The following is a 12354-nucleotide window of genomic DNA, read 5'->3' as shown; positions in this document are numbered from 1 at the left end:
GGCCTATGGGTCAGTCCTTGTCGCTCCAGCCATCGCCATCGACATCTGCGGGGTCCCACGCGCGGTTGCGCTCCTTGACCTTCTCGAGGGCCTTCTCGGCCTCCTCGCGCGTCGCGTAGGGTCCGATCAGCTGGGTCCAGTCGCTCTGTGCGTCCTCCTCGACCTCGTGCGTACGGACGTTGTACCAGTACTCGGCCATCTCCGCGCCCTCCTCAAGCGATGTCATCCAGCAATTTCCATCGGGTCCGGCTTGATTCTGAACCCGGATCAAACCACTCGACCAGTAGAATCACCCTATGCCTTCAGCCCCCTCCACGGCACCCGTCGGCACGCTTGTGCGTGGCACGGTGAGCCCTGTCCTGCCCGTCCCCGTTTCGATCCCACGGCCCGAGTACGCGTGGAAGAAGGCACCCGCGAAGTACACCGGGTCCAACGTCCTCACGGCGGAGAAGGTCGAGAAGGTGCGCGCCGCCAGCAAGATCGCCGCGCAGGCCATTCTCGAGGTCGGCCGGCACATCCGTGCCGGGGTGACGACTGACGAGCTGGACCGGGTGGGCCACGAGTTCCTCATAGCGCACGGTGCATACCCGTCGACGCTCGGCTACCGCGACTTCCCGAAGTCACTGTGCACCTCGGTCAACGAGGTCATCTGCCACGGCATCCCGGACTCGACCGTGCTCGCCGACGGAGACATCATCAACATCGACATCACCGCGTACAAGGACGGCGTGCACGGCGACACCAACTACACGTTCCTCGTGGGGGATGTCGACGAGGAGTCGAGGCTGCTCGTGGAGCGGACGCAGGAGTCCTTGCGCCGGGGCATCAAGGCAGTTGCCCCGGGGCGCGAGATCAACGTGATCGGCCGTGCCATCGCCGCCTACGCCAAGCGCTTCGGGTACGGCGTGGTGCGGGACTTCACCGGGCATGGCGTGGGCGAGGCCTTCCACACCGGCCTGATCATTCCGCACTACGATGCCGCGCCCGCCTACAGCACCGTGATGGAGCCGGGCATGGTCTTCACGATCGAGCCGATGCTCACACTCGGCGGCATCGAGTGGGACATGTGGGAGGACGAATGGACGGTCGTCACCCGCGACCGCAAGCGCACCGCCCAGTTCGAGCACACCCTCGTCGTCACCGACACCGGCGCCGAGGTCCTCACGGTTCCCTAGACGAACCGCCCAGCTTCACCTGCCTCACCCCAGAACCGCCTCACCCACCCTTACCCCGCGAGAGGGCAACGCATGGCCAAGAGCGAGAAGAAGAGCAAGTCCCCGCAGACCGTCATCGGCATCGACATCGGCGGCACCGGGATCAAGGGAGGCATCGTCGACCTGAAGAAGGGCAAGCTCGTCGGCGAGCGGTACCGCATCGACACGCCGCAGCCATCGACCCCCGAGGCCGTGGCGGACGTCGTGGCCGAGATCGTCGAGAAACTCAGCGGCCGCGAGGGCGCGCCCGACGCCGATACCCCAGTCGGCGTGACGTTCCCCGCGATCATCCTGCACGGCGTGGCCCGCTCCGCGGCGAACGTCGACAAGTCCTGGATCGACTACGAGGTGGACAAGCACTTCACCGAGCGCCTCGGCCGCCCTGTCGAGGTCATCAACGACGCAGACGCCGCAGGCCTCGCGGAAGTGCGCTACGGCGCCGGCGAGGGCGTGGACGGGACCGTCCTCGTCATCACGCTCGGCACGGGCATCGGCTCGGCCTTCGTGTTCGACGGCAAGCTCGTGCCGAACGCCGAACTGGGGCACATCGAGATCGACGGGCACGACGCCGAGACGAAGGCCTCGGCCGTCGCGCGGGAACGCGATGGGCTCAGCTGGGAGGAGTACGCCGTCCTGCTGCAGCGCTACTTCTCGCACGTCGAGTTCCTCTTCTCCCCCGAGCTCTTCATCGTAGGCGGCGGAATCTCCAAGCGGTCAGACGAGTACCTGCCGCTGCTCAAGCTGCGCACACCGATCGTGCCGGCGAAGCTCAAGAACGAGGCCGGGATCGTGGGGGCCGCGCTTCAGGTGGCCATCCACTACAAGCTCGCGGAGTAGCCGCTTGTGACGCGCGACGCCGCGGGGCCCGGACAGCGTGTCCGGGCCCCGCGGCGTCGCGCTCATCCCAGAAGGCCTGAGTCAGCGGACCCGGTCCATAGCGCGGCCATTCCCCGGAATCTGTCTCTGGACGCGTTAGGCCGAGGCCGCCGCCTGCTCGGCCCGAAGGACACCGATCGCGTCCTCGAAGTCGGAAAGCGACTCGAAGTCCTGGTAGACGCTCGCGAACCGCAGGTAGGCGACCTGGTCCAGTTTCTTGAGGGGGCCGAGGATCGCGAGGCCGATCTCTTGGGCCCGGATCTCGGCGGAGCCGGCGGCCCTGATGGTCTCCTCGACCTCCTGGGCGAGCAGCGCAAGGTCGTCGTCGGTCACGGGGCGGCCCTTGCAGGCCTTCCGGACACCCGTGATCACCTTGGAGCGGCTGAACGGCTCGCCTGCGCCCGAACGCTTGAGCACCGTGAGGCTCGTGGTCTCCATCGTCGTGAAACGCCGGCCGCACTCGGGGCACTGCCGACGGCGCCGGATCGCCGAGCCGTCATCTTGGAGGCGGCTGTCGACGACGCGGGAATCGGGATTGCGGCAGAACGGGCAGTACACGGCCTCAATAGTACTGACACGGCAGCCCGGACCACAAGGGCAGACCACAAGATGTAGTACAGCCCGCCACTATGTGTAGGGGTCAGTCGTTGTCTGCGGTCCAGAGATCCTCAGAGAGCCGGGGGTCAGAGAGCCGGAGGGCCAGAGAGCCGGAGAGCGTCAGCGAACCGGACCTCGACGGCGTCGCCGTGCGCCGGAAGGTCCTCGGCGTCGGAGAGGCTGCGGATGTGCCGCGCGACGCCGGAGAGGGCCGGCTCCGAATAGTCGATGATCTGGATCGCGCGCAGGAACGTCGTGACGTTCAGGCCCGAAGAGAACGCGGCGGTTCCCGAGGTCGGCAGCACATGGTTGGAGCCGGCACAGTAGTCGCCGAGGCTCACCGGGCTGTAGTCGCCGACGAAGATCGCGCCGGCGTTGCGGATGCGTGCGGCGATGGCCGGCGCGTCTGCCGTCATGATCTCAAGGTGCTCGGCGGCGTAGGCATCGCACACCGCAATGCCGGCGTCCAGGGTGTCCACGAGCACGACGCCGGACTGCTCCCCGGACAGCGCCTCGACCACGCGGTCCCGGTGCTTCGTCCGGGCTGCGAGCACGGCAAGCTGTTCTCGGACACGGTCAGCCAGCTCCGGCGAATCGGTCACGAGAACGCTGCCCGCGCGGGGATCGTGCTCGGCCTGGCTGATAAGGTCCGCCGCGACGAACTCGGGCCGGGCGCCAGCATCGGCGAGTATCGCGATCTCGGTCGGGCCGGCCTCGGCATCGATGCCGACGACCCCCTTGACGAGCCTCTTGGCCGTCGCAACGAAGATGTTCCCCGGTCCGGTCACGACGTCCACCGGGGCAATCGCGGGAAGCTCGCCCGCGTCGTCGTGTGCAGCCGGAATCCCGTAGGCGAAGGTCACGATCGCCTGGGCGCCGCCGATCGCGTAGACCTCGTCGATGCCCAGCAGGGCGGCGGCGGCGAGGATCGTGGGGTGCGGGAGCCCGTCGTTGTCCTTCTGCGGCGGCGAGGCCAGCGCGATGGAGGCAACACCCGCGGCCTGTGCCGGGACGACGTTCATGACGACGCTCGAGGGGTATACGGCGAGCCCGCCGGGGACGTACAGGCCCACACGGCCGACCGGCACCCACCGCTGGGTAACCGAGGCGCCCTGAGCGGGGTGGACGGTGACGTCAGCCGGGACCTGGGCCGCGGCGAAGCTCCGCGCCCTCGCAATGGATTCCTCGAGGGCGGCGCGGACCTCGGGATCGAGCCCCGCAAGAGCACCGGAGATGGCCTCGGCGGGGACGCGTGGGTGGCGCTGCCGGACGCTGTCGAACTTCGCAGCCAGCGCGGTGAGAGCGGAGAAGCCGCTCCCCCGGACCTGCGAGATGATGCCCCGGACGGCCTCCTCCACGCTCGCCCCATCGCCCGCCGTGAGGCGTGGAACTGCCGCGCGCAGTTCGGCGAGGCCGAGGGCGTGGCCCCGCAGGTCGATCGTGCGGAAGGCAGGCGAGGAAGCGGTGGTAGCGGCGGAAGTCACCGGTCCAGTCTACCGGCGCCAGCGCCGTCACTCGCGGGGCGGCGCCCACCAGAGGGTCGTGAGGGCCAGCACCATGAGGGCCACGACGCACGGCCACACGGCGAGCGAACTCACGGCCTGCAGGCCGAACGCCGACTCGGCCACGGACGCGCTCACGCCACGTGCCCCGAGGACTCGCCCGAGCCCGACTCCCGTGCCCCAGGCCGCAAGGGATCCGAGGACGCTCCCCGCCAGGGCGGCGAGGCCGCGATTCGGCAGGCCGACGCGGCGGCGCGTCGCGGCGAGCACGACGGCGATCGCGAGTCCCGCGATGAGGCCGAGCCCCGCGAACACGAGATCCCGCTCATCCCACGCGGCGTACTCGGTTCCCAAGCCGTAGAGGAGGCCACCGGGTGCGGCGACTACCCAGACGGTCCCGAGGACGAGCCCAGCGAGGACCGGGAACACCGTCCACCTCAGGAGAGAACGGCGTTCATCTCTGGAGCCGCCCTGCCGGGGGTCGGGTGCGGCGCCGGGCACGAGGCCGGGCACGGGCCTGGACAGGGTATCGGGCACGAGAACCGGCGCGGCAGCGAGCTCAGAGGCGCCCTCGGGCTGCGGAGTCGCATCAGGGACCGGAATCACATCCGGCCCACCTGCATCGGGCTCAGCTGCATCGGGCACTGGCGTCGCCTCAGGCATCGAGGCACGCTGGGCCGAGGAGGACCTTGAGGTCACCGAACAGCGCCGGGTTGGGGTTGACGCGCAGGTGCACGCCGAGCCGCATGACCTCGATGCTGCGCGTCCCCTGGAGCCTCAGCTGAACCTCGTTGTGGCCAGGGTGGGTCTTCAGGACATCCCCGAGCTGGGTGACCACACGCTCGGTGGCCTTGTGGGTGGGCATGCTGATGACCACGGGGCCGCCGGTCGCGTCCGAGAGGTCGGGGACGGTCAGTTCCATCGCATTGAGGGTCACCGCGCCGTCATCCCGCCGCTGGAGCCGACCCTTGACCACCACAATGAGGTCCTCGGCGAGGATCGCGGAGATCGGGCCGTACACCTGGCCGAAGAACATGACCTCGATCGACGCTCCGAGGTCTTCGATCTCCGCCCGCGCGTAGGCGTTGCCGCTCGACTTGGCGATGCGCCGGGAAAGCGACGTGATCATACCTGCGATGGTGACGATCGAGCCGTCGCCCGGACCCTCATCCGCGATGAGCGTGTTGATCCCGGCCTCCGCGTGCTGCGAGAGCACGCCCTCGAGCCCTTGAAGCGGGTGGTCCGAGACGTAGAGGCCCAGCATGTCCCGCTCGAAGGCGAGTTTGTCCTTCTTCTCCCACTCGGGGAGGTCCGGGACCTCCACCGCGAGACCGGCGCCGGGGTCGCCCTCAGCGGCCCCGAAAGCGCTGAAGAGGTCGAACTGGTTGTTGGCCTCGTTGCGCTTGAGGGTGATGACGGCGTCGACGGCCTCCTCATGGATCATCGCGAGGGACCGGCGCGCGTGGCCGAGGGAATCGAAGGCGCCGGCCTTGACCAGCGACTCGATGGTGCGCTTGTTGCAGACCACGGCCGGGACCTTCGTGAGGAAGTCGGAGAACCCCGCGAAGGCGCCCTTCTCCTCGCGTGCACCAACCATCGCGTGCACCACGTTGGCCCCCACGTTGCGGATGGCACCCATGCCGAAGCGGATGTCCTTCCCGACCGGGGTGAAGTTGAGGGAGGACTCGTTGACGTCCGGCGGGAGGACCGTGATGCCCATGTGCCGGCACTCGTTGAGGTACATCGCCGACTTGTCCTTGTCGTCGCCCACCGACGTGAGCAGTGCCGCCATGTACTCGGCCGGGAAGTGCGCCTTGAGGTACGCCGTCCAGTACGAGACCACACCGTAGGCCGCCGAGTGGGCCTTGTTGAACGCGTAGTCGGAGAAGGGCAGGAGGATGTCCCACAGGGCCTTGACCGCGGCGTCGGAATAGCCGCGGTCCTGCATGCCGCCCGAGAAGCCCTCGAACTGCTTGTCCAGCTCCGACTTCTTCTTCTTGCCCATCGCGCGGCGCAGGATGTCTGCCTGGCCGAGCGAGTAGCCCGCGACCTTCTGTGCAATGGCCATGACCTGCTCCTGGTACACGATCAGGCCGTAGGTCGTGTTGAGGATGTCCCGCAGGGGCTCCTCGAGCTCGGGGTGGATCGGGGTGATCTCCTGCTGCTTGGTCTTGCGCAGCGCATAGTTGGTGTGGGCGTTCGCGCCCATCGGACCCGGGCGGTAGAGCGCCAGGACGGCGGAGATGTCCTCGAAGTTGTCGGGGCGCATGAGCTTCAGGAGTGAGCGCATAGGGCCGCCGTCGAGCTGGAAGACGCCTAGGGTGTCGCCACGGGCCAGCAGCTCGTACGAGGCGGCGTCGTCGAGCTCGAGCCGCTCAAGGTCCAGGTCGATGCCCTGGTTGGCCTTGATGTTGTCGAGGGCATCCGTGATGATCGTCAGGTTCCTCAGGCCGAGGAAGTCCATCTTGATCAGGCCGAGGCCCTCGCAGGTCGGGTAATCGAACTGCGTGATGACCTGGCCGTCCTGCTCTCGGCGCATGATCGGCACGATGTCGATGAGCGGGTGCGAGGACATGATGACGCCGGCCGCGTGCACGCCCCACTGACGCTTGAGGCCCTCGAGCCCGGTGGCCGTCTCGAAGACGCGCTGCGAGTCGGCGTCCGTGCGCAGGAGCTCCCGCATCTCCTCGGCCTCGCCGTACCGCTTCGCCTCGGGATTGTGGATGTCGGCAAGCGGCATGCCCTTGCCCATGACGTCCGGCGGCATGGCCTTCGTGAGCCGCTCCCCCACGGAGAACGGGTAGCCGAGCACGCGTGAGGAGTCCTTGAGCGCCTGCTTGGCCTTGATGGTGCCGTAGGTGACGATCATGGCCACGCGGTCGTCGCCGTACTTCTCGGTCACATACTTGATGACCTCGGAGCGGCGGCGATCATCGAAGTCGACGTCGAAGTCCGGCATCGAGACGCGGTCCGGATTGAGGAAGCGCTCGAAGATGAGCCCGTGGGCGAGCGGGTTGAGGTCGGTGATGCGCATCGCGTAGGCGGCCATCGATCCAGCGCCCGAGCCACGGCCCGGCCCCACGCGGATGCCGTTGTCCTTGGCCCAGTTGATGAAGTCCGCGACCACGAGGAAGTACCCGGGGAAGCCCATCTGGGTGATGATGCCGATCTCGTATTCGGCCTGCTTGCGGACCTCGTCCGGGATGCCCGCGGGGAACCGGTAGTGCAGTCCCCGCTCGACCTCCTTGACGAACCACGACTCCTCGTTCTCCCCCTCGGGGCAGGGGAAACGGGGCATATAGCTGGCCTTGGTGTTGAACCCCACGTCGCAACGCTCCGCGATGAGCAGGGTGTTGTCGCAGGCGTCGGGGTGGTCGCCGAAGATCGCGCGCATCTCGGCCGGAGACTTGAGGTAGAACTCGTCCGCGTCGAATTTGAAGCGCTTCGGATCCGCGAGGGCCGAGCCGGACTGGACGCACAGAAGCGCCGCGTGGCTCGAGGCGTCCTCGGCATGCGTGTAGTGGAGGTCATTGGTCGCGACAAGCGGGAGGCCGACGTCCTTCGCGAGCTTGATGAGGTCCGCCTGCACGTTCCGCTCGATGTCCAGGCCGTGATCCATGAGCTCGCAGAAGAAGTTGCCCTCGCCGAAAATGTCCCGGAACTCCGCGGCGGCCTCGCGGGCCTCCCTGTACAGGCCCAGGCGCAGCTTCGTCTGGACCTCGCCTGAGGGGCAGCCGGTCGTCGCGATGAGACCCTTGCCGTAGGTCTGCAGGAGATCCCGGTCCATGCGGGGCTTGTAGAGGTACCCCTCGAGCGAGGCGAGTGAGGACATGCGGAAGAGGTTGTGCATGCCCTCGGTGGTCTCGGCCCACATCGTCATGTGCGTGTATGCACCGGCACCGGAGACGTCGTCGCGACCGCCCTCGCCCCACCGCACGCGGGTCTTGTCCTGGCGTGCGGTGCCCGGCGTCAGATAGGCCTCGACGCCGACGATCGGCTTGATGCCGGCGTTGTTGGCCTTGTTCCAGAAGTCGAACGCCCCGAACACGAACCCGTGGTCGGTGGTCGCTAGGGCGTTCATGCCCAGCTCCTCGGCGTGGCTGAACAGGTCCCCGAGCCTCGCCGCGCCGTCGAGCATCGAGTACTCGGTGTGGTTGTGGAGGTGGACGAAGGAACCGCTGGAAGTCACCGCACCAGTCTAGGCGCCGCCCCACGAGGGTGCGGGGAGACACGACGGCGGCCCGCGCCGTCGCGCCTTCAGCCCGCCTTGCGCCTGAGCAAGCTCGCCGCGGCGATCTGCTCGCCGAGATAGAACACGGCCGGCACCACGTCGCCGGTGCGTGCGAGCACGGCTCCCGTCCCGGTCGCGAGGAGTCCGACGGCGGCCGCCTCCCTCCGGTGGCCCGGCATCGACCAGAGGGCTCCCGCGAGCGAGCCGAGGGCCACGACGTGGAGCCACGCATACGTTCTGAAGGGCCACAGGGCGCCCCTGCGGGCCGCGAACCACTCAATGTCGGAGGTCCGCGTGGCGATCTCCGAGACGAAGAGCGGCGCTCCCGCGAGGAGGGCGCTCGCTGCGACCGCGACGAGCTTCTTGGCGCGTCCGGCCGGGAGCGCGATCGCCAAGCGCGCGAAGGCGGCTGGGACTGCGGCCGTGCCCGCCGCCGCCAGATGTTCGCCGAGCACCCACTCGACCCGGCCCGCCTTCAGCAGTTCGAGCCGTTTGGCGGCGTCGGGCTCGGTGTAGACCCGGGGAATCGGAGCGATGCCGATCAGCCAGACTCCTGCGGCGCCTATGGCCGTCTTGGCCGCTCGGCGCACCGACAGATCATCCTGACCCAGCGGGCTGTCCAAGTCTGAGGCGCGTCCCATCATGCTCCCTCCGCCGTCAGCGTAGGGCCCGGCGCCCGGAGCGGTCAACGCGCCGAGCAGACCTACACGCGCCCCTCGCGCAGAGCATCGAGGGCGTACTCGAGGTCCGCCGGGTAAGGACTCACAGCCTCAACGCGCTCCCCCGTGCGCGGGTGCGCAAAGGCGAGCCGGTAGGCGTGGAGCCACTGGCGCGTGAGGCCCAGATCCGCAGCGAGGCGCGGATCCGCGCCGTAGGTGAGGTCCCCGGCGCACGGATGGTGCAAGGCTGAGAAGTGGACGCGGATCTGATGGGTCCGGCCGGTCTCAAGGTGGACCTCGACCAGGCTTGCCCGCCCGAAGGCTTCGAGGACCTCGTAGTGCGTCACGGAGGGGCGGCCGTCCTCGACCACGGCGAAGCGCCAGTCGTAGCCCGGGTGACGGCCGATCGGGGCGTCGATCGTCCCCTCGAGCGGGTCGGGGATCCCCTGGACCACCGCGTGGTAGACCTTCTCGACCGTGCGCTCCTTGAACGCCTGCTTGAGCAGCGTGTAGGCGTGCTCGGTCTTGGCCACGACCATTGCCCCGGAAGTACCCACGTCCAACCGGTGCACGATCCCCGCACGTTCGGGGGCCCCGGACGTGGAGATGCGGTAGCCGGCTGCTGCGAGACCCCCGACCACCGTGGGGCCGACCCAGCCGGGTGACGGGTGGGCGGCGACGCCTACCGGCTTGTCGACGACAACGAAGTCCTCGTCGTCGATGAGGATCTCGAGTCCGTCCACTGTCTCCACCACTACTTCCAGAGGGTCACGCGTCTCCGGCCGCTCGACGACGAGCTCATCCCCGGCGCCCAGCTTGGCCGACTTGGCCACGGCCTTGCCGCCGAGCTGCACGTGCCCGCCGGACAACAGTGCCGCCGCTGCGGAGCGTGAGAGCCCGAGGAGCTCCGCGAGCACGGCATCCGCCCGGGCCCCGGTCAACGCTTCCGGGACGAGCAGGTGCTCGGATTCAGTCATGCTCGCCTTCGGTGGATGCCCCATCCTGCGGCGCGCCGTCGGGCGGCGTGCTCTCGCGCCTTTGGCGCGTGCCATCCGGCGAGAGTCCCATCAAGGTGAGAAGGCACACGAGCACGACGCCGCACACGACGGCGGAGTCGGCGACATTGAAGATCGCGAAATTCGGCAGGGAGATGAAGTCCACGACGTGGCCCATGCCGAAGGAAGGTTCACGGAGCAGCCGGTCCGTCAGGTTCCCGAGGGCTCCGCCGAGCACAAGCCCGAGCGCGACGCCCCACCACAGCGAGCGAACCTTCCGGGAGTAGATGACGATGCCCACGGACACGACGGTCATGACGATCGTGAAGACCCAGGTCACACCCTCGCCGATGGAGAACGCAGCGCCCGAGTTACGGATGTAGTACCACTGCAGCAGCGGCGGCAGAACGGGGATCCGCTCTCCCTCGACCATGGTGCTCGTGACCCACAGCTTGGTCAGCTGGTCGCCGATGTAGGCGACAACCGCGATGAGGGCCAGGAGCACGACGGCGCGTCGTCGCCGCCCGGGACTGGCCTCGGGGGCGTCAGGCGTAGTGTCCATACTTCTTTCCGGTGGCAACGCAGGACCGGCGGCCGCCTGAGGCAGCCGCCGGTCCTGCGGACTGAGGGTGATCAGACCTCGGCGTTGTCGGAGATATCGGCCGTGGCGACGGAGCCCCGGGCCTCGAGGTCGCGGAGCTGCCCCTCGATGTAGTTCTTGAGGCGCGAACGGTAGTCACGCTCGAACCCGCGGAGCTGCTCAACCTTGCGCTCGAGCACCGAGCGCTGCTGCTCGAGGGCGCCGAGCGTCTTGCGGGACTTCTCCTGGGCGTCGTTGACGAGGCCGCTTGCCTCGATCTGGGCCTCAGCGATGATCTTGTCCCGCTGGTCCATGCCGTCCTGGACGTGCTTGTCGTGCATCTGCTGCGCCATGGCGAGGAGGCCGGCGGCGGACTCGGCGGCCGTTGAACGGCCGCCCGCGGCCTGAGGACCGGGGGCAGCGGACGGCGCGATGGGCGCCGCCTGGGTCGGCGCGGGAACCTCGGCGACCTTGGCGGGGGCCGGCTTGGCCTCCTCGCGAACCTCCGGGGCTGCCGGCTTCTCGGCAGCCTGGGGCGCGCCTTCCTTGCTGGAGAGCTCGGCGACCTTCTTGCGGAGCTCGTCGTTCTCCTGATTAAGGCGGCGGAGCTCGATGACGATCTCGTCGAGGAAGTCGTCTACTTCGTCCTGGTCGTAGCCCTCGCGGAACTTCGTCGGCTGGAACCGCTTGTTGACAACGTCTTCTGGCGTCAGAGCCATCTGCTCACCTCTTGGGTCTCAATAGATCGGGCAGCGTCCGCCACCGTTACTACCGTATCTGAATTGTTACCTGCTGCTCCACTCGCCCACTTGCCTGAGGTGGCGGACGGGTGTTCAGCGGACTACTCTGCCACGAACCTACGCGAGATTCGTAACGACCGCCATAGCGATCACCACGACGATGATGAGCACGATGAAAGCCAGGTCAAGGCTCATCGCACCAAGCCGCAGTGGCTTGAACCATCGCCGGGACAGTTTCATGGGCGGATCGGTCACCGAGTACACGGCACTTGCGGCCACGAGGGCCGCGCCCCTCGGACGCCACGACCTCGCGAACGACTGCACCCAGTCGAACACCAGACGGGCGACGAGCGCTAGGAAGAACAGCTCAAGGAGCAGGTACAGGACGGCGAACAGGATGCCCATGGGTCTCCGCGGATCAGCTCTGGTTGAAGAAGGTTGCCTGGGTCTCGGTGGCCTTCTTGTCCTCACCGAGGACTTCGATGTTCGACGGCGACAGCAGGAACACCTTGTTCGTGACGCGTTCGATGCTCCCGTGGAGGCCGAACACGAGCCCCGCGGAGAAGTCCACGAGGCGCTTCGCGTCTGCCTCGCCCATATCCGTGACGTTCATGATCACAGGGATTCCATCCCGGAAGTTCTCGCCGATAACCTTTGCATCATTGTACGAGCGCGGATGCACGGTGGTGATCTGGCGAAGTCCGCCGTCGTCGCGCACGGCGGCGGCCCGCTTGATAGGTGTCACGGGAGCACGATACTCCTCAACCTCGGCAGGGGCCGCCTCGCGGGTGGCCAGCACCGTGCGGCGTTCTTCGCGCTCTGTGTGCACCGGCTGTTCCTCTTCTGTCCGTGCGTGGTGTGTCTCGGTCTCGAACTGCTCGTCGCCGTCCGCCAGACCGAGGTAGATCATCGTCTTGCGCAGAGCGCCAGCCATGCTCGACTCCTTTCCTCGGGCCGGTC

General features: G+C 67.9%; 13 protein-coding genes. 2 read left to right on the top strand and 11 right to left on the bottom strand.

Annotated features, from left to right (window positions below; translation table 11 throughout):
• Nucleotides 1–10: 10 nt before the first annotated feature.
• Nucleotides 11–199 (bottom strand): SPOR domain-containing protein, encoded by a 189-nt coding sequence (locus AB5L97_RS08350; RefSeq protein ID WP_307956734.1) that lies wholly within the window; start codon nucleotides 197–199, stop codon nucleotides 11–13.
• Between the two features lie 97 nt (nucleotides 200–296).
• Here AB5L97_RS08350 and map point away from each other — a divergent pair, with 97 nt between their 5' ends.
• Entirely contained in the window at nucleotides 297–1175 is an 879-nt protein-coding gene (gene map / locus AB5L97_RS08345; RefSeq protein ID WP_307956595.1) for a type I methionyl aminopeptidase, read from the top strand.
• 72 nt (nucleotides 1176–1247) lie between these two features.
• Nucleotides 1248–2051, top strand: coding sequence for a polyphosphate--glucose phosphotransferase (gene ppgK / locus AB5L97_RS08340; protein ID WP_369047161.1), 804 nt, complete (start codon nucleotides 1248–1250; stop codon nucleotides 2049–2051).
• A 135-nt stretch (nucleotides 2052–2186) separates the two neighbouring features.
• Here ppgK and nrdR read toward each other — a convergent pair whose 3' ends face one another.
• The 10 genes from nrdR to AB5L97_RS08290 all read right to left on the bottom strand — a co-directional run bounded on the left by nrdR (nucleotide 2187) and on the right by AB5L97_RS08290 (nucleotide 12328).
• Nucleotides 2187–2648 (bottom strand): transcriptional regulator NrdR, encoded by a 462-nt coding sequence (gene nrdR, locus AB5L97_RS08335; protein WP_369047160.1) that lies wholly within the window; start codon nucleotides 2646–2648, stop codon nucleotides 2187–2189.
• 125 nt (nucleotides 2649–2773) lie between these two features.
• Nucleotides 2774–4171 carry a histidinol dehydrogenase gene (gene hisD / locus AB5L97_RS08330; RefSeq protein ID WP_369047159.1) on the bottom strand — a complete coding sequence of 466 codons (1398 nt, stop codon included), beginning with the start codon at nucleotides 4169–4171 and terminating at the stop codon, nucleotides 2774–2776.
• Between the two features lie 27 nt (nucleotides 4172–4198).
• Nucleotides 4199–4834, bottom strand: a complete 636-nt coding sequence (locus AB5L97_RS08325) for a hypothetical protein (RefSeq protein WP_369047158.1) — start codon at nucleotides 4832–4834, stop codon at nucleotides 4199–4201.
• Nucleotides 4835–4844: 10 nt separating this feature from the next.
• Entirely contained in the window at nucleotides 4845–8378 is a 3534-nt protein-coding gene (dnaE, locus tag AB5L97_RS08320) for a DNA polymerase III subunit alpha (RefSeq protein ID WP_369047157.1), read from the bottom strand.
• A 68-nt stretch (nucleotides 8379–8446) separates the two neighbouring features.
• Nucleotides 8447–9064, bottom strand: coding sequence for a hypothetical protein (locus AB5L97_RS08315; protein ID WP_369047156.1), 618 nt, complete (start codon nucleotides 9062–9064; stop codon nucleotides 8447–8449).
• A 59-nt stretch (nucleotides 9065–9123) separates the two neighbouring features.
• Nucleotides 9124–10056: an RluA family pseudouridine synthase gene (locus tag AB5L97_RS08310; protein ID WP_307956602.1), complete on the bottom strand. Its 933-nt coding sequence runs from the start codon at nucleotides 10054–10056 to the stop codon at nucleotides 9124–9126.
• Nucleotides 10049–10636, bottom strand: coding sequence for a signal peptidase II (gene lspA / locus AB5L97_RS08305; protein WP_307956603.1), 588 nt, complete (start codon nucleotides 10634–10636; stop codon nucleotides 10049–10051). The genes AB5L97_RS08310 and lspA overlap by 8 nt, the downstream gene beginning before the upstream one ends.
• A 71-nt stretch (nucleotides 10637–10707) precedes the next feature.
• Complete coding sequence (locus tag AB5L97_RS08300) at nucleotides 10708–11373, bottom strand: DivIVA domain-containing protein (RefSeq protein WP_307956604.1); 666 nt, start codon at nucleotides 11371–11373, stop codon at nucleotides 10708–10710.
• 138 nt (nucleotides 11374–11511) lie between these two features.
• Complete coding sequence (locus tag AB5L97_RS08295; RefSeq protein ID WP_307956605.1) at nucleotides 11512–11799, bottom strand: YggT family protein; 288 nt, start codon at nucleotides 11797–11799, stop codon at nucleotides 11512–11514.
• 13 nt (nucleotides 11800–11812) lie between these two features.
• On the bottom strand, nucleotides 11813–12328 hold the full coding sequence (locus AB5L97_RS08290) for a cell division protein SepF (RefSeq protein ID WP_307956606.1): 516 nt from the start codon (nucleotides 12326–12328) through the stop codon (nucleotides 11813–11815).
• Nucleotides 12329–12354: the final 26 nt, after the last annotated feature.

It is taken from the genome of Sinomonas sp. P10A9, from assembly GCF_041022165.1.
Classification (GTDB): domain Bacteria; phylum Actinomycetota; class Actinomycetes; order Actinomycetales; family Micrococcaceae; genus Sinomonas; species Sinomonas puerhi.
The sequence above is the reverse complement of the archived record's forward strand: the minus strand, read 5'-3'. Positions and strand labels throughout refer to the sequence as shown.